General features: G+C 72.8%; 18 protein-coding genes. 7 read left to right on the top strand and 11 right to left on the bottom strand.

Annotated features, from left to right (window positions below):
* Window positions 1–158: 158 nt before the first annotated feature.
* Window positions 159–953, top strand: coding sequence for a hypothetical protein (locus ABZ810_RS45475; protein WP_358414286.1), 795 nt, complete (start codon window positions 159–161; stop codon window positions 951–953).
* Window positions 954–1,369: 416 nt separating this feature from the next.
* On the opposite strand, the gene ABZ810_RS45470 is transcribed toward ABZ810_RS45475, so the two are convergent.
* Window positions 1,370–1,924, bottom strand: a complete 555-nt coding sequence (locus ABZ810_RS45470; RefSeq protein ID WP_358414283.1) for a helix-turn-helix domain-containing protein — start codon at window positions 1,922–1,924, stop codon at window positions 1,370–1,372.
* Between the two features lie 67 nt (window positions 1,925–1,991).
* Here ABZ810_RS45470 and ABZ810_RS45465 point away from each other — a divergent pair, with 67 nt between their 5' ends.
* A complete protein-coding gene (locus tag ABZ810_RS45465; protein WP_358414280.1) occupies window positions 1,992–2,861 on the top strand; it encodes an alpha/beta hydrolase in 870 nt (289 codons plus the stop codon).
* Between the two features lie 134 nt (window positions 2,862–2,995).
* Here the strand turns inward: ABZ810_RS45465 and ABZ810_RS45460 are convergent, their stop codons facing one another.
* Window positions 2,996–3,736, bottom strand: coding sequence for a hypothetical protein (locus ABZ810_RS45460; protein WP_358414277.1), 741 nt, complete (start codon window positions 3,734–3,736; stop codon window positions 2,996–2,998).
* 130 nt (window positions 3,737–3,866) lie between these two features.
* Between ABZ810_RS45460 and ABZ810_RS45455 the strand changes: the two genes are divergently transcribed.
* Window positions 3,867–4,685, top strand: coding sequence for a glutamate ABC transporter substrate-binding protein (locus tag ABZ810_RS45455; RefSeq protein ID WP_358414274.1), 819 nt, complete (start codon window positions 3,867–3,869; stop codon window positions 4,683–4,685).
* 65 nt (window positions 4,686–4,750) lie between these two features.
* Here the strand turns inward: ABZ810_RS45455 and ABZ810_RS45450 are convergent, their stop codons facing one another.
* Window positions 4,751–5,926, bottom strand: a complete 1,176-nt coding sequence (locus ABZ810_RS45450; RefSeq protein WP_358414271.1) for a YibE/F family protein — start codon at window positions 5,924–5,926, stop codon at window positions 4,751–4,753.
* A 281-nt stretch (window positions 5,927–6,207) separates the two neighbouring features.
* On the opposite strand from ABZ810_RS45450, the gene ABZ810_RS45445 reads away from it, so the two are divergent.
* Window positions 6,208–6,777: a YceI family protein gene (locus ABZ810_RS45445; protein WP_358414268.1), complete on the top strand. Its 570-nt coding sequence runs from the start codon at window positions 6,208–6,210 to the stop codon at window positions 6,775–6,777.
* A gap of 44 nt (window positions 6,778–6,821) precedes the next feature.
* Here ABZ810_RS45445 and ABZ810_RS45440 read toward each other — a convergent pair whose 3' ends face one another.
* The 3 genes from ABZ810_RS45440 to ABZ810_RS45430 are packed head-to-tail and all read right to left on the bottom strand — an operon-like array spanning window position 6,822 to window position 9,294.
* A complete protein-coding gene (locus tag ABZ810_RS45440; RefSeq protein WP_358414265.1) occupies window positions 6,822–7,835 on the bottom strand; it encodes a hypothetical protein in 1,014 nt (337 codons plus the stop codon).
* On the bottom strand, window positions 7,832–8,002 hold the full coding sequence (locus ABZ810_RS45435; RefSeq protein WP_358414262.1) for a hypothetical protein: 171 nt from the start codon (window positions 8,000–8,002) through the stop codon (window positions 7,832–7,834). Before ABZ810_RS45435 ends, ABZ810_RS45440 begins: the two co-directional genes overlap by 4 nt.
* On the bottom strand, window positions 7,999–9,294 hold the full coding sequence (locus ABZ810_RS45430) for an MFS transporter (RefSeq protein WP_358414260.1): 1,296 nt from the start codon (window positions 9,292–9,294) through the stop codon (window positions 7,999–8,001). Before ABZ810_RS45430 ends, ABZ810_RS45435 begins: the two co-directional genes overlap by 4 nt.
* Before the next feature lie 267 nt (window positions 9,295–9,561).
* Between ABZ810_RS45430 and ABZ810_RS45425 the strand changes: the two genes are divergently transcribed.
* Window positions 9,562–11,115, top strand: a complete 1,554-nt coding sequence (locus tag ABZ810_RS45425) for a GMC family oxidoreductase N-terminal domain-containing protein (RefSeq protein WP_358414257.1) — start codon at window positions 9,562–9,564, stop codon at window positions 11,113–11,115.
* Between the two features lie 90 nt (window positions 11,116–11,205).
* Here the strand turns inward: ABZ810_RS45425 and ABZ810_RS45420 are convergent, their stop codons facing one another.
* Complete coding sequence (locus ABZ810_RS45420; RefSeq protein WP_358414254.1) at window positions 11,206–12,576, bottom strand: aspartate aminotransferase family protein; 1,371 nt, start codon at window positions 12,574–12,576, stop codon at window positions 11,206–11,208.
* A gap of 172 nt (window positions 12,577–12,748) precedes the next feature.
* Here ABZ810_RS45420 and ABZ810_RS45415 point away from each other — a divergent pair, with 172 nt between their 5' ends.
* Window positions 12,749–13,606 (top strand): alpha/beta hydrolase, encoded by an 858-nt coding sequence (locus ABZ810_RS45415; protein ID WP_358414251.1) that lies wholly within the window; start codon window positions 12,749–12,751, stop codon window positions 13,604–13,606.
* An 8-nt stretch (window positions 13,607–13,614) separates the two neighbouring features.
* On the opposite strand, the gene ABZ810_RS45410 is transcribed toward ABZ810_RS45415, so the two are convergent.
* Complete coding sequence (locus ABZ810_RS45410) at window positions 13,615–13,737, bottom strand: hypothetical protein (RefSeq protein WP_358414248.1); 123 nt, start codon at window positions 13,735–13,737, stop codon at window positions 13,615–13,617.
* On the bottom strand, window positions 13,737–16,472 hold the full coding sequence (locus ABZ810_RS45405; protein WP_358414246.1) for a LuxR C-terminal-related transcriptional regulator: 2,736 nt from the start codon (window positions 16,470–16,472) through the stop codon (window positions 13,737–13,739). Before ABZ810_RS45405 ends, ABZ810_RS45410 begins: the two co-directional genes overlap by 1 nt.
* A 145-nt stretch (window positions 16,473–16,617) precedes the next feature.
* On the opposite strand from ABZ810_RS45405, the gene ABZ810_RS45400 reads away from it, so the two are divergent.
* Window positions 16,618–16,911 carry a hypothetical protein gene (locus ABZ810_RS45400; protein ID WP_358414243.1) on the top strand — a complete coding sequence of 98 codons (294 nt, stop codon included), beginning with the start codon at window positions 16,618–16,620 and terminating at the stop codon, window positions 16,909–16,911.
* A 493-nt stretch (window positions 16,912–17,404) separates the two neighbouring features.
* Here ABZ810_RS45400 and ABZ810_RS45395 read toward each other — a convergent pair whose 3' ends face one another.
* Entirely contained in the window at window positions 17,405–17,986 is a 582-nt protein-coding gene (locus ABZ810_RS45395) for a carboxymuconolactone decarboxylase family protein (protein WP_358414240.1), read from the bottom strand.
* A complete protein-coding gene (locus tag ABZ810_RS45390; RefSeq protein ID WP_358414237.1) occupies window positions 17,976–18,311 on the bottom strand; it encodes a hypothetical protein in 336 nt (111 codons plus the stop codon). The genes ABZ810_RS45395 and ABZ810_RS45390 overlap by 11 nt, the downstream gene beginning before the upstream one ends.
* Window positions 18,312–18,874 lie beyond the last annotated feature (563 nt).

The raw sequence follows: 18,874 nt of genomic DNA, 5'->3' as shown, positions 1-18,874 counted from the left end.
GACAACCGTCCGGCGAGGTGTCCGGCAACCCCTGAGCTGCGTCCGGACGCCGCCGGACACCCTTCGGACAGGGGCCCTTGCAGGTCCGCGAGTCAATAAGACACCATTGTCTATATAAGGATTACAGCGACACCCGATGACTCTGGGGGAGGAGTCAGATGGACACTCGGCCCGATCCGAGGTCGGCGACCACACAGGACGAGTTCCTCGAAGCGTTGCGGCGGCTTCGCGCCTGGGCGGGGCAGCCCTCGCTGCGGACGCTGACCGCGCTCGCGGGGAGGGGCTCCGACTCCGGCCGGCCGCCCGCGGACCTGCTGCCGGTGAGCACGCTCTCGGACAACCTCGCGGGCAAGCGCCTGCCCAACCTGCCGCGCCTCCCGTTCGTCGTCGCCTTCGTCGGCGCGTGCCTCCGCGCGGGCGGCGAGCACGCCGAAGAGGAGATCGCGGCCGAGACGGACCGCTGGACGCGGGCCTGGCACGCCCTGTCCCCGGACGCCCCCGACAAGCCGTCCCTCGCGCCGGCCCCTGCCGGCCGTTCGCGAGGACGCGGAAGGCTCCCGCTCCTGACCGGATTCCTCGGCGCCGCGGTCGGCGCCGCCGTCGTCTGGCTCGCCATGCCCGGCGCCTCCGCCCCGGCCACCCCCGCCGCCGTCATCCAGACCACGCCCGGATCCACACCCGCGCCAGGACGGCCCACCCCCACCCGCTCCGAACAGCCCGACCCGACCCCCTCGCCGAACGGCACACCACCCCGGAACGCCCAGCCCCGACCGGGATCGAAGTCAGGTCCGCCCGCCTCCACGACCCCCCGCCCAGCCCGGACGCGGCCCGCCCCGTCCACATCCCCGAAGCCCACCCCGACCCCGACGACCTCAACCCCGTTCGACTTCCGAAGCCCCTACCGCTACCAATTCACGCTCCCACCCGCCCCCACCCCCTACAAAATCCCCTAACAACACACCCCCACCCCCGCACCTCCCGAACCCCGCGCCTCCCCTGCGCACCCACCGGCACCTGCGAACCCCACGGCCCGCCTGTCCGCGCCCGCGCACCCCAGCGCCCGCGCACCCCAGCGCCCGCGCACCCCAGCGCCCGCGCACCCCAGCGCCCGCGCAGGCCGGTGACCCACTTGTCCGTGCACCTCCGCGCTCGCGCGCCCCTGTGCCCGCGCGCCCCAGCGCCCGTGCTCCCGCGCGCCCAGCGCCCGTGCAATTCCGCGCCTGCGTGCCCCTGTGGCTCGACCCGTCCGTGCAGCCCCGCGTCTGTGCAGGCTTGTGTCCGCGCAAGGCCGCGTGACCGGGAGTCTGGTCGCCTGCGTGCCTGGGCATGCGGCGTGTGGTGTGGCGCCGTGGGTGTCCGGGGGGTTCGGCTAATCGTGTCCTTCGGTTTCGGCTTCCTGGGCGTTCGTTTCTTCGGCTGGGAAGAGGATCGGGCTGAGCAGGTGACGCGTGCGCCCGGGGGCGGGGTTGCGGGCGAGGCGTGGTGCGATGACGGCTCGCAGGTCTTGGAGGAGGTCGGCCAGTTCCTCCGGGCTGAGCCAGACGGCGTGCTGACGGTAGCCGACCGCGTCCGCCGCGGGGTCGGCGTGGTCGCGGGCGAGGTAGGCGTTGAACTCGCCCAGCAGGGTGGCCATGGCCGCGGCGAACGCGCGGCGGTGGTCGTCCGGGGTCGCGGCGGCGGCGGTCTCCGCGTCGATCACGGCCCGTCCCCGGTGCAGCCGGTAGCTGCGTTCCACGGCGCCGCGCACCCGCTGCTCGCCGACCACCTCCAGGACACCGCCGTCGGCGAGCAGGCCGACGTGGCGGTAGAGAGTGGCTTTGGAGACGTCCGGCAGGAGGTCGCACAACCGGCCGGTGGTCAGTGTCCGGCCGCCGGACAGGGCGTGCACGACGCGCAGGCGCACCGGATGCAGGAGAAGGTCCATCGGGTCCACTCGCGTACGATCTCACATCTGATACCTTTCTCAAACTTGAGAACGATGAGGAGGGGCGATGGAACCACCGCTTGGACGGCGGTACGAGGTGGCGGGCCGGGGCCTGATGTTGCACCGCTCGGGAGCGGGAGGCCCCGCCGTGGTGTTCCTGCCGGGCGCGGGCCTGGTCGGCCTGGACTTCCTGAACGTGCAGCGCCGCGCCGCCGAGTTCACCACCGGCGTCCTGTACGACCGGGCCGGAACGGGCTGGAGCGATGAAGCCGACCTGCCCCGGACGCCCGGACAGGTCGCGCGAGAGCTCCGCGACCTGTTGCGCGCCGCGGACGTGCCGGGCCCCTTCGTGCTCGCCGGCCATTCGCTGGGCGCGTTCTACGCCCGCCGCTACGCGCAGCTGTTTCCGGAGGAGGTCGCCGGGCTGCTACTGCTCGACCCCGGGCACGAGGACATCCTCACGTTCATGCCGCCCCGGGTCGCCGAGATCAACGAGCGGATGAAGGAGCCGCCCGCCGACCTCACGGACGAGCAGCTGACGGCGGCCCGCGTCGCGTTCGGGCGGCTGTACGCCGAGTGGCCGGACGAAGTGCGCGAGCCGCTGATCGACCACGGTCTGGCCGCCTACCGGACGGGAACGCGGGAGACCGAGAACTTCGAGACCGAGGTGTACGACGAGCTCCGCGGCGGCGGCCCCCTGCCGGATGTCCCTCTGATCGTCCTCTCCGCGCAGGCGGAGAACCCGTACTGGAAGCGGTTCATGTCCGCGGACGAACTGGGCGAGGCCCACGAGGGACTGCGGCGGATGCACGCGGCGCTGGCGGCCTCCGTCCCGCGCGGCGAGCTCCGGCCGCTCCCGGGCGCCTCCCATCAGTACCTGCACGTCGAACGGCCCGACGCCGTCGTGGAGGCGATCCGCGACCTGCTCGGCGGCTGAGGCCCGGCGCGCGGGAGGGTGCGCGCCGGGCTGGACCCGCCGCTCCTGGTGAGTGGCGGGTCCAGTTCATCTGTCCGGGCCGGGCGGTCTCAAGGGCGTCCGGCGTTCGGGACGGATCCGAACGCCCCGGACGGCTACGCGTGCCAGGCTTCGGGGGAGCGGTAGTGGTTCTCGTGGCCGCCGCGCAGGACCGTGCGCAGCCTGCCGAGGTGCTCGGTGTCCGGCGGCAGGTCGAGTCCTTCGAGGACGGCCAGGGCGGGCGCGGGCTCCAGCTTTCCGTAGACGTCGTGGTAGCTGGTGAGCAGGCCCTGGAAGATCGCCGGGTGCAGCTCCCGCGAGGTGCGGGCGGCCTGGTAGACGGGGAGCTTCAACGCCCACGGGACGGGCCCGGTGACGCGCAGGACACGGTCGGCGCGGCGGAACCGCGGGTCCTGGGTGACGCGTCCGCGCCGGTCGTGCCCGCGCAGCCAGGAGACGTCGTTGCCGAGTACTTCGGCGAACGCCCGCTCGACGGTGTCGTCATGCTCGAACCAGTCGACCCACAACCTGTACTGGACGGGCTCGCAGGGCTCCGGGGCCTCGAGACGGCGGCGGCAGCAGATCCAGAACATCTCGTCCGCCTCAGGGGCCTTCATGGCCTTCAGGCCCCAGCCGATCTCGACCAGGACCCAGCCCTCGCCGGTCAGGTCCAGGAGGCCGAAGCCCGTCCGGACCCGTTCGGCGGGCGTGAGGTCGCCGTCCACCATGATCGAACCGGTGACCATGTGCACGAGGTCGTTCGCGGACGACACCTCGCCGTCGCTCTCCCACCCGCCGCCGTCCGCCGCGGTGAAGCCGCTTTCCGCCAGCCAGCGCCGGGCGAGTACCCTGTCCATCCGGGCAGTTTGCCAGCTCTCGGGCGGATATGGCCGGAGTCGGACGGGGCATGGCGCTCGGGATGGATCTTTCTGGACGATGGGTCCTCCCCTCCACACCCTGGATGGAGGCCGGACTTCTGGGGGACGGATGCGCGTGCTCGCTGTCGCCGTGCTGGTGTGCGGGCTTCTCACCGGGGCCTGCGGCGGCGCGGCGGCCGGGTCGATCCTCGACAAGCGGACCTGGGTGATCGGGGTCCGTCCCGACCTGCCGGGGCTCGGGCTGAAACGGGCGGACGGCACGTTCGAGGGGTTCGACGTCGACGTGGCCCGGTACGTGACGGCGAAGCTGGGCCGCGAGGCGCGATTCGTGCAGGCGCTGGCGTCCGAGCGGATCCCCAAGCTCCTCTCCGGCGAGGTCGACCTCATGGCCGCCACGTTCTCGATCACCCCCGACCGCAAGAGCACGATCGCCTTCGCCGGGCCCTACCACCTCTCGTACCAGGACATCCTGGTCCGGGCCGACGACCGGGCGGTCCGCACCGTGCGCGACCTGTCCGGGCGCAGGATCTGCGCGGTGCGCGGATCGGACGCCGCGCAGCGGCTGGTCGCCACCCGCGCGGTGCGGGCCTCGGTCGTGCCCGCCGACGACTACGACCGCTGCGTGCTCCTGCTGCGCGACCGCACGGTCGACGCGATCACCACGAACGACGTGATCCTGGCCGGGCTGGCCATCCGCGAGCGCGGGGCGTTCCGCCTGGTGAACGCGAAGTTCGGCGAGCAGCGCACCGGCATCGGGCTGCGGCTGGGAGACCCCGACGGCTGCGAGGCGATCAACAAGGCGATCACCGAGATGTACCAGGACGGCACCGCCGAACGGCTCGTGCGCCGCTGGTTCGGGCGGAGCGGCCTGGACATCTCGATCGTCGAGGTCCCGCAGTTCGAGGGCTGCGACGACCGCCCGCGCTGACCGCCCGCGCTGACCCCCGCGCTGACCGGCCCGCGCTGACCGCCCGCGCCGACCCGCAGGCGCGGCTAGGCGAACGCGTCCACGTCCACGTGCTCGTGCGGGGTCTCGGCGGGCTCGTCGTCGGCGCGGGTGAGCGCCAGCGAGGCCAGCGCCGTGGTGATCGGGACGGCGGCGATCAGGCCGAGGGTGCCCGCCACGCTCCGGACGATCTCGGTGGCGATCGCGGGGGCCGTCAGCACGTCGCCGAGCGGCTGCTGGGAGACGCTCAGCAGGAGGAGCAGGGGCAGCGACGCGCCCGCGTACGCGAGGATGATCGTGTTGATCACCGAGGCGATGTGGGCGCGCCCCACGCGGGCGGCGGCCTTGTACAGCTGCCGGAAGCGGTAGGACGGGTTGGCCTGCGCCAGCTCGTTCACGGTGTACGCCTGGGTGACGGTGACGTCGTCGAGCACGCCCAGCGCGCCGATGATGATCGCGGCCAGCAGCAGCCCCTGCCCGTTGATGCCGGACGAGAGGTCCAGGTTGAGCGCGCTCTCGTCGGTCAGCCCGCTCAGGTGCGCCAGGTCGAGGGCGGCCGTGGCGAGCAGGCCGGTCAGGGCGAGGCTGGCGATCGTGCCGACCACGGCGATCGAGGTGGTCATCGAGAAGCCGTGCGTCAGGTAGAGCACCACCAGCATGATCGCCGCGGCGCAGACGATGGCGGCGAGCAGCGGCGGCGACCCGGCCAGGATGGCCGGGATCAGGAACTGCAGGAGGAGGACGAACGTGATCGCCAGCCCGACCAGGGCGGTCACGCCGCGCCAGCGCCCGAACGCGACCACGGCGAGCGCGAACGCCGCCCCGATGATCCACAGGGCGTTGGAGCGCTGGTGGTCCGACAGCTGGTAGGGGATGCCGTCCGGGGCGTCGGTCACCTCGATCAGGATGACGTCGTCGCCGGCCTTGAACGTCTGCGTGCCCGGGCCGCTGGGCAGCGGGGCGGTCACGCCGCGACCCTTCTCGCCGCCGGAGGTCAGCTCCACGCGGGCGTCGCCGCAGCGGGCCGGGTCGGCCGGCGGCGCCTCCTGCCCCGGGATGCCGGGGGCCGCCTTGGGACAGGGCTTGAGCTCGATGGCCAGGATCGTTCCGGTGACCTCGGTCAGCCGTTCGGACGCTGCCGACCTGGGCTTGTCCGGCCACATGAGGGCCATGGCGAGCAGGGTCGCGATCGCGACTGGGACGATCACGGCGAGGACGGCCACCCGTACCGCCTTCGGCGATCTCGCCGGTGTCACGTCATGCGAATGGTTCCCGCCCACACCCAGTCCCTCTCCGCCCGCTGCCAGGCTGACAGTGTTACAGAGGGAACCGTATGGGCTGAACGTCCGGCCGATGACCATGATCGCCGAATCCCGGCGAGTCGTCTCCGGCGGGAGCCCGCCGGCACGCCCCGGCGGTCGGTGCCGCGGGCGCAGCGTGTCCCCGCGGGGACCAGCCTCGACGCGGTCTCCCTCCGCCTCGCCGGCGACGGCAGGTTGGAGGCATGACTTCGACGAACAGCACCCTCGCGACCACCGGGACCAGCACCACCGGCCTGCCGCTCAAGGCGGGCGAGTGGGGGCTCGACCCCCTGCACTCGGAGGTCGGCTTCACGATCCGCCACCTCGGGATCTCCAAGGTGCGCGGCGCGTTCCGCGACTTCGACGCCTCGCTGAGCGTCGGCGCGACCCTGGCCGACATCGCCATCACGGCGACGGTCAAGCTCGCCTCGATCGACACCGGCAACCCCGACCGCGACGACCACGTACGTTCCCCCGAGCTGATGGACGTGGCGAGCCGCCCGGAGATGACGTTCCGCTCCACCGGGATCAGCGGCGCGGGCGACGACTGGACCATGGCGGGCGACCTGACCATCGGTGACGTGACCCGCGCGGTGACGCTCGCCGTCGAGTTCGGGGGCGTCGTCGACTCGGTGGTGGACGGCCGCCGGCACGCCGGGTTCGAGGCGACCGGCGAGATCCGCCGCGGCGACTTCGGGCTGAAGTTCGCGCCCGGCCTGCTCGGCGAGGTGGTCAAGATCGCGCTCGACATGCAGTTCGTCGAGCCCGAGTGACGAACCCCCCGGCCGGACGCCCCGGCCGGACGTCCCGGCGCCGGTCAGCGGAGGATGACGGGGGTCTGGGCGCCCTTCATGACCAGCGCCGGGGCCCCCGTCCCGTCCGCCGGGACCTTGTACTGGTCGGTCTCGAACTCGGCCGGCAGGGCGTAGAGGAGCGTCCTGTCGTCCAGCCAGGTGACCTGGTCGTCCAGCGGCCGGGTCTCGGCGGTCGCGGTCTCCTTCATCGTCCTCAGGTCGAGCACGTGCAGCCGCCACGGCATCGCCGACATGGCGCCCTTGACGCGGTGCTTGAACGCGATGCGCGTGCCGTCCGGGGACAGGGACGGGCACTCGACGTTCTCGCGCAACGTCCGGACGGTCCTGGCCGAGACGTTGCCGCGCACGAGGTAGGTCTTCCCCTTGGTCGCCAGCGTCGCGTAGAAGAGGTCGTCGTCGACGAACGTCACGCCCCAGAAGTTGACGTCGACGGACCGGTACGGCTCGCCGTCCTTGAGGATCCGGTACTTCTCCAGGTTGTCGTGCAGCGTCCACGTACGGGTGTCGAGGATGGCGGTGCGCGTGGAGAAGTCGATGCCGGCGTACGACTCGCCGCTCACGAACACCGTCCACGCCGCCATCCGCCCGCTCGGCGAGACGCGCGCGCGGCTGGGCCCGCCGACCGCCTTGTAGCGGCGCAGCTCGCGCATCCGGGAGTCGAGGATCAGGATCGAGAACGTGGTGACGGCGCCCCGGTCCGCCTGCGCGCACACCGCGGTCCCGGCGGACGCGTGGAACTTCTGGCAGGAGAGGGACGCGACGGTGCGCGGCCCGCCGATGCCGTCCAGCGGCACGGAGGCGAGGTGGTCGCGCTGCGGGCCGAAGGCCATGTTGCGGAAGAGCACGCGCCCGCGGCCGGTGAGGTCGACCGTGCCCTGCACGACGACGGGCCCGCCGGGGCGGGGCTTGTCGCGCGCGTCCGTACGTCCGGCCGCGTACAGGGTGTAGGCCGTCGCCACCGCCGCCAGCGCGACGACCGCCACGATCAGGATGCGGACCCGCACCGCGGTGCTCACCCGGCCTCCTCACGCTGCTCGGCGCCCAGGCCGTCCGGCCTGCATGCCGCGCTGGTCGCGCTGCCGGTCGCGCTGCCGGTCGCGCTGCCGGTCGCGCTGCCGGTCGCGCTGCCGGTCACGCTGCCGGTCACGCTGCCGGTCACGCTGCCGGTCACGCTGCCGGTCACACTGGCTCCTCGGCGGGGCGGAGGACGACGGCGACGGCGGTGCATCCGGCGAGCGCTACCGCGGCCGCCGCGACCGCCGGGCCCATGCCCCACAACGTCCACGCGGCACCGAACGCCAGCGACGACACGAACCGGGTCGCGGCCTGCCCGGTCTGGACGAGCGCGAGGCCGCTGGCGCGCAGCCCGGCGGGCAGGAACGGGCCCGCGGCCGCCATCAGCACGCCGTCGGTGGCGGCGTAGAACACGCCGTGCAGGATGAGGACGGCGACGACGGCGGGCGTCCCCCCGTACGGCAGGAGCAGCAGCGCGTACGCGCCGAGCAGCGCCATGTGCCCGCCCACGAACACGGGCCAGCGCCCGATCCGGTCGGCCAGCAGCCCGAGCGGCATGGCCAGCGCCAGGAACCCGGCGGCCGTGCCGAGCGGCAGCAGCGGGAACCACTGCGGCGCCAGGTCGAGCTTGCGCTGGATGAGCAGGAACAGGAACGCGTCGCTGATCGTCACGAGGCCGAGCAGCGACGCGCAGACGCAGATCCGCCGCATCGCCCGCAGCCGGAGCAGCCCGAACGCCGCCCGCAGCGACGGCCTGGCCTCCTCCCTGCCGCCCGGACCGCCGCCCGGACCGCCGCCCGGGCCGCCGCCCGGACCGGCGGCGGGCGGGCGGACGAACAGGACGAGGACCAGCAGGCCCAAGACCGCGACGCACCCGCTCACCACGAAGACGGCGTCGTAGGCGTCGGTGGCCGCCCACAGCAGCCCGAACGCGACCAGCGGGCCGAGCAGGGCGCCGGCGGTGTCCATCGCGCGGTGCATGCCGAACGCCCGGCCCTGGTCGCGCGGCCCGGCCGAGAGCGAGATGAGCGCGTCGCGCGGCGCCGTCCGCAGGCCCTTGCCCGACCGGTCCACCGCCAGGACCGCCGCGATTCCCGGAACGGTCGACACCAGCAGCAGCGCGGGCTTGGCCGCGGCCGACAGCCCGTACCCGAGCCCGGCGACCAGCTTGTGGCGGCGCCCGCGGTCGGCGGCGTGCCCGCCCAGGAGCCGCACCAGCGCGGTGACCCCGCCGTACACCCCGTCCAGCAGCCCGAACGCCAGCGGGCTCAGCCCGAGGCCCACCACGATGTAGATCGGCAGGACGGCGGTGACCATCTCCGCGGAGACGTCGGTGAGGAGGCTGACCGTGCCCAGCACGAACACGTTCGCCGGGACGGCCCGGACCGCGGCCGAGTCACGGACGCCGGCGCGTGCGACGCCGCCCGCCGTGTCGGCCGCGCGTGCCGTCGACAGATACACGCTCCCCCCTCACCCGCACCCGTCTCGCCCCGGCCCCCGTACGTCCGCCGCCCCCGCGGCACACGCCCCGTCCAACGGTGCCAGTGCGGCGACGCACAGTGAACCGTAAGGCCGGATCGGGCCGGAAAACGGGTCGAAGTGATCCTAGAGCCGGACTCCGCCGTCGGGGGCGGCGGGCGCGTGGCGGCGGTGGCCATTTACGGCGCCGGGCCGCGGTGGTATGCCGAGTCTGGCAGGAGCTCGTCCTCGTCGCGTGAGGAGCCCCAGATGGAATTCGACCACATCGTCGTCGGCGCGGGCTCGGCGGGCTGCGCGCTCGCCGCGCGGCTCTCGGAGGACACCTCCGTGCGGGTGGCCCTGATCGAGGCGGGCGGGCCGGGGAAGAAGAACGAGATCCACATCCCCGCGGCGTTCCCCAAGCTGTTCAAGACCGACGTCGACTGGAACTTCGCCACCGCCAAGCAGCCCGAACTGGACAACCGCGAGCTCTACTGGCCGCGCGGCCGCATGCTCGGCGGCTCCTCGTCGATGAACGCGATGATGTGGGTGCGCGGCCACCAGGCCGACTACGACGGCTGGGACGTGCCCGGCTGGTCGTACGCCGACGTCCTGCCGTACTTCAAGCGGGTCGAGGGCCGGGTCGGCAGCAACGCCGGCGCCGTCTACGGCACCGAGGGGCCGCTGACGATCTCCGAGCAGCGCAGCCCGAACGAGACGACGCTGGCGTTCCTCGAGGCGTGCGAGGCGGCCGGGCTGACGCGCCTGCCGGAGCTCAACGGCCCGTCGAACGAGGGGTACGCGCAGACCCCGGTGAGCCAGAAGCGGGGCCGCCGCTGGAGCGCCGCCGACGCGTACCTGCGCCCGGCCCGCAAGCGCGCCAACCTCACCGTCGTCCCGAACGCGCAGGTGTCGCGCGTGCTCATCGAGAACGGCCGGGCCGTCGGCATCGAGTCGGAGGGCCGCACCATGCGGGCGGGCCGCGAGGTCATCCTGTCCGCGGGCGCGATCGGATCGCCGCACCTGCTGATGCTCTCGGGCATCGGCGATCCCGGCAACCTGCGCGACCACCGGATCGAGCCCGTCGTGGAACGGCCCGCCGTCGGGCGCCACCTCCAGGACCACCTGTCGGTCGGCGTCATGCGGCACTGCACCAAGCCCGTCACGCTGGCGTTCGCCGACTCGGCCCGCAACCTCGCCCGCTACCTGCTGGCCCGGCGCGGGCCGTTCACGTCGAACGTGGGGGAGGCGGTCGTCTTCCTCAGGAGTGATCCCGGCCTCGCGGCGCCGGACATCGAGCTGATCTTCGCGCCCGCGCCGTACACCGAGCACGGCCTCACCGAGCCGGCCGACCACGGGATCACCGTCGGCGTCGTGCTGCTCCAGCCCGAGTCGTCCGGCCGGATCGCGCTCGCGTCCGCCGACCCCGCCGCCGCGCCGTCCATCGACCCGGGCTACCTGACCGGCGAGGGCGACCTGCGGGTGATGGCGCACGGCGTCAGGTTCGCCGAGAAGCTGCTGGCCACCCAGCCGCTCAAGGCGTACGCGGGCCCGCCGATGGACCCGTACGAGGGCGGCGCGGACGACGACGAGAAGGTGGCGCGGCACGTCCGCGCCAACGGCGAGACGCTCTACCACCCGACCGGGACCTGCCGCATGGGCACCGACGACGACGCCGTGGTCGACCCGGAACTGCGCGTCCGCGGCGTCGAGGGGCTGCGCGTCGCCGACGTGTCGGTGTTGCCGCGGATCACCCGCGGCCATACCAACGCCCCCGCGATCATGATCGGCGAACGCGCGGCCGCCCTCATCCACACCCGCTGAGCAGCGTCCCCTGACCGGCCGACCGGCCGACCGGCAGGCAGGCAGGCCGCGCCCGAGCCCACCCCGGCGCGGCCCGGCCTGCCGGCCGGATCAGATCCGCGACCAGGCCTCCGTCAACACCGACCGCAGGATCTGCTCGATCTCGTCGAACTGCGCCTGGCCGCAGATCAGCGGCGGCGCGAGCTGCACCACCGGGTCGCCGCGGTCGTCGGCACGGCAGTAGAGGCCCGCCTCGTACAGCGCCTTGTCGAGGAAGCCGCGCAGCAGCCGCTCGCTCTCCTCGTCGTCGAACGTCTCGCGGGTGTCCTTGTCCTTGACCAGCTCGATGCCGTAGAAGTAGCCGTCGCCCCGCACGTCGCCGACGATCGGCAGGTCGTACAGCCGCTCCAGGGTCGTCCGGAACGCGCCCTCGTTCCGCCGCACGTGCCCGAGCAGGTCCTCCCGTTCGAACAGGTCGAGGTTGGCCAGCGCGACCGCCGCCGACACCGGGTGCCCGCCGAACGTGTAGCCGTGCGCGAACATCTCGGTGCCGTGCCGGAACGGCTCGAACAGCCGGTCGCTCACCAGCATCCCGCCCAGCGGCGAGTAGCCCGAGGTCAGGCCCTTGGCGAACGTGATGATGTCCGGCTCGTAGCCGAACTTCGCCGCCCCGAACATCTCTCCCAGCCGCCCGTAAGCGCAGATCACCTCGTCCGAGACCAGCAGCACGTCGTGCCGGTCGCAGATCTCGCGCAGCCGCTGGAAGTAGCCGGGCGGCGGCGGGAAGCAGCCGCCCGCGTTCTGCACGGGCTCGACGAAGACCGCCGCGACCGTCTCGGGCCCCTCGAAGAGGATGGCCTCCTCGACCCGGTCGGCGGCCCAGCGCCCGAACGCCTCCGGATCGTCGCGGTGCTCGTTCGCCCGGTAGATGTTGGTGTTGGGAACGCGGAACGCGCTCGGCACCAGCGGCTCGTACGGCGCCTTGATGCCGGGCAGCCCGGTCAGCGACAGGGCGCCGTGCGGGGTGCCGTGGTAGGCGACCGCGCGGCTGATCACCTTGTGCTTGGCCGGCTTGCCGGTGAGCTTGAAGAAGTGCTTGGCCAGCTTCCAGGCGCTCTCGACGGCCTCGCCGCCGCCGGTCGTGAAGAACGTGCGGTTGAGGCCGCCCGGCGCCAGGTTCGCGAGCCGTTCGGCCAGCTCCACCGCCTTCGGGTGCGCGTACGACCAGATCGGGAAGAAGGCCAGCTCGGCGGCCTGCTTGGCGGCGGCCTGGGCGAGCTCCTCGCGCCCGTGCCCGGCCTGTACCACGAACAGCCCGGAGAGCCCGTCGAGGTACCGCCGGCCCTGCGCGTCGTAGATGTACGCGCCCTCGCCCCGGACGATCATCGGAACCTCGCCGCCGTTCTCGTACGCCGAGTGACGGGCGAAGTGCATCCACAGGTGGTCGCGGGCAGCCGTCTGGAGAAGGTCGGACTCCGTCATTGCACACTTCCCTGTCGCGATCGATCCAGTTGTCCTGATGCTAGATGACTACGGAATTAGCTGCAAACATCCAATCAGGCCTCGATATCCGAAGGATCTGTGTGATCTTCGCATCGTCGCCCGCCGGGGCCCGCGGTGTACCGTCGTCGCGCGGACGAGGAGACGGAGCACCATGGACATCGTCAAGGCGAACGGGCTGGAGTTCGGCTACCTCTCGGAAGGCCCCGAGGACGGCCCGCTGGCGCTCTGCCTGCACGGCTTCCCCGACTCGGCCCGCACCTGGCGCCACCTGCTCCCCGAGCTGGCCGCCGCCGGATACCGCGCCGTGGCCCCGTTCCTGCGCGGCTACGCCCCCACCGCCGTCCCGCCCGACGGCGCCTACCAGACCGGCGCCCTCGCCGCCGACGCCAACGCCCTCCACGAGGCCTTCGGCGGCGGCTCCGACGCGGTCATCATCGGCCACGACTGGGGCGCCTTCGCCACCTACGCCGCCGCGGCCCACGCCCCGGACCGGTGGCGCAGGGCCGTCACCCTCGCCGTCCCGCCCCTCAACGCGATGATGAGCGGCTTCTTCTCGTACGAGCAGCTCAAACGCTCGTTCTACATCTTCCTCTTCCAGACGCCGCTGGCCGAGATGGCCCTCGACCGCTCCTTCGTCGAAGGCCTCTGGCGCGACTGGTCACCGGGCTATGAGGCCACCGCCGACGTCGACCACGTCATGGAGTCCCTCGGCGCTCCCGCCAACATCGCCGCCACCATCGGCTACTACCGCGCCATGCTCGACCCCTCCCACCACGTCGACGCCTACGCCGCCGAGCAGGCGGCCGCCGCCACCACCGGCGAACGCCCCATCCTCTACCTGCACGGCGCCGCCGACGGCTGCCTCAGCGCCGACCTCACCGACCGGTCCACCGTCCTGGCCCAGCTCCCACCCGGCTCCGAAGCCGCCGTCATCCCCGGCACCGGTCACTTCCTCCACCTCGAACGCCCCGCCGACGTCAATGCCCACATCCTCACCTGGCTGACCTGATCACCCCATCACGGCGCCCTCGCCGGTCGGCGGCGGTGGGCGGTGATGAGCCAGGCGCGGGAGCCGAACCGGACTCCCTCGTCGCTCCGGTGCGCGGCGAGCGTTCCGCGCAGCCGGGCGACGGCGTCCATCAGCGGTCCAGGTGCTCGGTGGCGAGGCGGGCCAGCTCGGTGCGGTTGGCGACGTGGAGTTTGGCGTAGGCGTGGGCCAGATGGGTCTTCACCGTGCCGCGGCTGATGAAGAGGCGGGCGGCGATCTCGGGGTTGGTCAGGCCCTGCACGGCGTGCTCCACCACCGACAGCTCGGCGGGGGTCAGGCTGTCCCAGCCGGACTCGGGCCGGTGGCGCGGCCCCCGTCCGCGCGCGGCGTGGGCGACGGCGCTCTGAAGGTCCATCGTGCGGCCGCGGTCGAGCGCCTCGCGGAAGAGCGGGTCCTGCTCCTGCTCCAGTCGTGCCCGAAGGGCCTCGGCCACCGTGCGGTCCACGACACGAACAGACTTGCCGGGCGCGGAGCCGCGGAGGTCTTCGGGCGCCGGGCCGAGATCCGCGCGGGCGCGCTCGGCGGCACCGGCGAGGACCCCGGCGATCTCGGCGGCGCCGCGCCGCAGGTGCAGGAGCGCGAGCGACTCCAGGCTGGAGACGTAGCCGAGGACGAGATCGTGGTCCATCCGGACGCGCAAAGCCTCGTGGTGCAGCTTCAGGGCACGTTCGGCGTCGGTGGCGTGGGCCAGCAGCGCCAGCTCGTCCAGCATGCCCGCGTGGATGCGGGGCATCTCCCTGGTCAGGGGCGAACCGGACAGCGCGTCGAGCGTTCGCGCCGCGGCCTGGTGGTCACCGGCCTGGCGCAGAGCGGCCGCCAGCACCAGGCGGGTGTCGGGCGCGAGCACCTCCTCGCTCTTCTCCGGGTGCCACGCGCCCTCCCTGCGGCACCACGCCACGGCCTCCTCCGGACGGCCGTTCTCCAGGGCGAGCATCGCCTTGGTGCGCTCCCAGCCGGTGATCAGCGGCGAGTGATCGGACTCGGCGACCAGGCGGTCGATGGGCTCCATCGCCGCCGCGGCCTCCTCCAGACGGCCCTGCAGAACGCGGATCTCGGCCAGGATGCCGCGGGTCGAACCCGTCCAGTGGAAGTCGCGGAGCGGCTCGGCCGTGGCCACGGCGCGTTCGGCCAGCTCACCCGCGCGCCGCAGGTCGCCGGACCGGGCGGCGGCCAGCGCCAGCCAGCCGAGCATGTTGGACGCGATGCCGCGGTCGCCGCGTCCCAGCAGCCCCTCCACGGCCGGTTCGAGGTGCTTGATCCCCTCGCGGTAGTCGTCCGCGAGCACGTGCACGAGCCCGATGAACGCCGCCGAGGTGTCCGCGACGAACCCGTCCCCGGCCCGTACGGCCTCGTCCCGGACCGCCTCGGCCTCCTCCAGCGCCTCGGTGAGGCCCACGGCGAGCCGCCCGAGGGCGCCGAACACCCCCGCCAGCCGTTCCGCCGACGGCGCGCCGACCTCGGCGGCCATGGCCCGCGCCTCCCGCGCGACCTCGTAGGGCTCGATCCCCGGCAGCGCGCTGTCGGCGACCAGGGCGAACGCCGCCAGCACCTCCGCCTGCAACGGGCCGCGCTCGTCCGCGCCGCGTTCGATCGCCAGCCGGAGCAGCCGCACGCCCTCCGGGCCCCGCCCCTCCAGCTGCCACAACCACGCGCAGGCCACGGCCAGCCGCCGCCCCCGCGACGCGTCGTCGCGCGACAACCCCCACTCGATCGCCGCGCGGACGTTGGGGTAGACGTCGCCGACCCGCGCGCGCCAGGTGTCCTTGTCGGTGTCCAGCAACGGCGCCAGCCGGTCCAGGAGGGCCAGGTGCAGGTCGAGGTGCCGGTCCCGCACGGCCTCGGACTCGCCCGCCTCCTCCAGCCGGTCGAGCGCGTACGCCCGCACCACCCCGAGCATCCGGTAACCGGCCACCTCGCCCGTGGTGTCGGCGACGACCAGCGACTTGTCGATCAGCCCCCGCAACGCCCGGAGCAGCCGTTCACCACTCGGATCGCCCACCGCCAGCCCGGCGACGGCGTCCGCCGCGAAGCCGGGTTCGAACACCCCCAGCCGCCGGAACAGCACCCGCTCGTCCTCGTTCAGCAGGTCATGGCTCCACCGCATCGACCCTTCGAGCGTCTGCTGCCGGAACGGCGCCGTCCGCACGCCCCCTTCCAGCAGGGCGAACGGGGCGTTCAACGAGTCGGCGATCTGCGCCAGCGACAACGTGCCCGCCCAGCCGGCCGCCAGCTCCAGCGCCAGCGGAAGGCGGTCGAGCCGGTCACAGACCCGCCGCGCCCCCGAACGTACGTCCGCACCGACCGCCGCACGTTCGAGAAAAAGCTCCAGCGCGTCCGCCAGGGCCATGGGCGGCACCCGCCACACCCGTTCACCCGCGATGCCCAGCGTGGACCGGCTCGTCGCCAGCACCGCGACGCCCGGGCAGCGCGACAGGACCTCGGCGATGACGCTCGCGGCGCCGTCCAGCACGTGCTCGCAGTTGTCCACGACCAGCAACAGCTCGCGATCCCGCAACGCGGCGGTCAGAACCTGCACCGGATCGGGCCGCGCCGGCAGGAGAACGTCCAGCGCCGCCGCCACGCGATGGGCGACATGACCGGCGTCGGTCTCCTGCTCCAGGCCGACCCAGACCACCCCGTCCGGCCACGCGCCCGCCGCCGCCTGGTCCTGGCACGTGCGGATCGCCAGCCGGGTCTTGCCGCACCCGCCGGGCCCCACCAGCGTCACCATCCGCCCGGCCGCCACCGCCTCACCGATCGCCGCCAGCTCGGCGGCCCGGCCGACGAACGACGACAGCTCGGACGGGAGATGGTGGACGGCGGACATGGCAGGCAGTCTGCCAGCAGACCGGCCGCGCGCCTCAGCACCCCCGCCCAGGTGAGGTTCGGCAGTGTGCTGAGACATATCGACTACGACCGCCAGCACCCGCTGTTCGCCCGCGGCCGGCGCTGCCGCCCCAAGCCGTCGCCGCATGGATGAACACGGCACCGTCCTGAGCCGATACTCAGCGGTCGGGCCGGACGACGAACAGCTTGCCCTGCGCGGCCCCCTGCCACAGGAACGTTCGGCCTGGCACGAGCAACTCGGCTACCCGTCCGACTGGGACCCCGCCCCCGCGAACGAGGAAGACGTCGAGGAACGGACCTGGGTGACGTTCGACCCGGCTCCCGAAATCGCCGCCGCCGACGGCATCAGCCCCCTGAACCTCAGCCAGCAGACCCCAACGCGAGGCACCGGCGTCCTAGCCCCGCCCCCGCACCCCTGACCGGCCGCGAACGCGGATCACCGCTCGTCGATCCCGTTGAGCCGCACCGCCCGCCGGAAACGCCGCCCCCATCACCACCAGCCACACCACGTGGATCGCTGCGCTCTCCAGGGAGACCACCTTGCCGACGGCAAGGGAGACGCCGTCCGCCACACAGAACCCCAAGGGAAGCGCCACCAGCGTCCAGCCGCAGACCCTGGCCGACCCGTGCCTGAACCACCAGGACCGGCCCAGCAACCTTTGGGCATAAGCGACGGCAGGCGCGCGGAGCTGCTCCTGGGACACCGCCGCACCCCGTGCGACCGCACGCCTGACGAGGTCACGCTCGGCGTACTCCAGGCCGTACGCATCCCTCAACCACGCGCCGTCCGGATCGGCCTTCCGCTCAAGCGCCCAGACGTCGTCCGAATGGGAGTCAAGAGGTCGTGCCCCCAGGAGGAAAGCCAGCCGTGATCTTCATGGCCGGATCGGGCCACCCCACGCCGCAGTCCGGCTACTTGTAACCCCGCTTGAGCAGATACTTGGCGCCGGCCTCGAACCCCTCGGGGCTGAGCACCTCGAACCCGAAGGCGTCACCGAGCCGATCGGTGATGTCGAACGCGGCGCAGACCGCCAGCGCGTCCCGGACCTGCTGGGGCGAGACCCCGGCGGCCAGCACCTCCCGCATGTCCTCGGCACCGACCGTCCCCTCCCGGGTCAGCCTGCCGAGCATCCGCAACGTCGCCCGCAACGGCTCCGCGACCGGAGCCGACTCCAGATCGGCCAGTACCGCCGCGACCCGACGCCCGTCCTGGTATGCCAGGCTCGCGGTCGCGGTGTGCGCACCGACGCAGAACGCGGACCCGTTCACCTTGGACACGTAGGCCGCCATCAGCTCCCGATCGCCCACCGACCAGGCGGACGGCCCCCGCATCGCCTCGTGGGTGAACGCCTTGGCCCGGGCACCGTAGAACTCGGGCCGGTAGAAGACCAGCTTGGCGGCGTCCGGCACCGGATGACGGGAGAACAGCCTGATGACCGCGAACAACAACTTGGTGCCTGGCCGGTAACCGTGGTCGAGAATGTCAAGTCGCATGATCCGGCCTCTCGTCGGCGGTCGCTTCGGCCAGCGCCGCCAGCCCTGCCTCGTACAGCCGTTCCGACCGGCCGACCGCGGCGCACACCACCAGCTCGAAAAGCTGGTCCTCGCTGCGGCCCGCCGCCTTCGCCGCCGCCAGGTCCGCCTCGCTGACCTGAGCCGGTCTCTCGACGACCTTGCCGATCAGCACGTCCAGCGGCGGGGAGAGCCCGTCGTTGCGGAAGGCACGTCCTCGATCCTCCGCAGACGCCTCGCCCTCCCCGTTCAGCACGCGATCCACCAGGGCTCGGTGCGCTGCCCGCTTCCTGTCCTCATCCGGCACGGCGCCCTCCACCTCTCGTCGACTGCCTTCACATACAAGACGATCCGCCCGCCGTCGACCACGACATCCATCTCAAGAAGCACCTCCACCGACAACATCCGCCCGCCAGCCAGGGCCCCTCCCGACGGTCGTCTCCCACAACGCCAAGCCCGGCACCTGCACATCGACCACCGTCTCACCAGGCGCGCCGAACGTCCCTGAACGCTCGTCGGCGCGCCCGCTGCCCGTTGCCCGCTACCTGTGCCGCTCTTTGAGCCCGGTACGAGCCAGGCAGACTGTCACGCGACCCTTGCCGGTGGGCACGCATGGGACATGCCGTACTCGGTGATTGGGCGGCGCATGGACCTGCACGTGGCACGGGAGACGGCGAACTGCTCCGCCACGAAGCGCGCCAGCCCAGCGCCCCCAAATCATCCCCATCCTGACGTCGGCGAGGTGGAATCGCGGGCCAACGGTGCACTCCGCTTGGAGCTTGTAACTCGTAGTGTGTAAAGTTGATCTTGGTGTGGGTCTGGTTGTCTTACCTGATGCGACCTGGGTAGGCAGCGGCGAGTTCGTTCAGC

The sequence above is a fragment of the Spirillospora sp. NPDC047279 genome, assembly GCF_040643285.1.
GTDB lineage: Bacteria > Actinomycetota > Actinomycetes > Streptosporangiales > Streptosporangiaceae > Spirillospora.
Note: the sequence above shows the minus strand (reverse complement) of the source record. Positions and strands in the feature narration are given on the sequence as shown.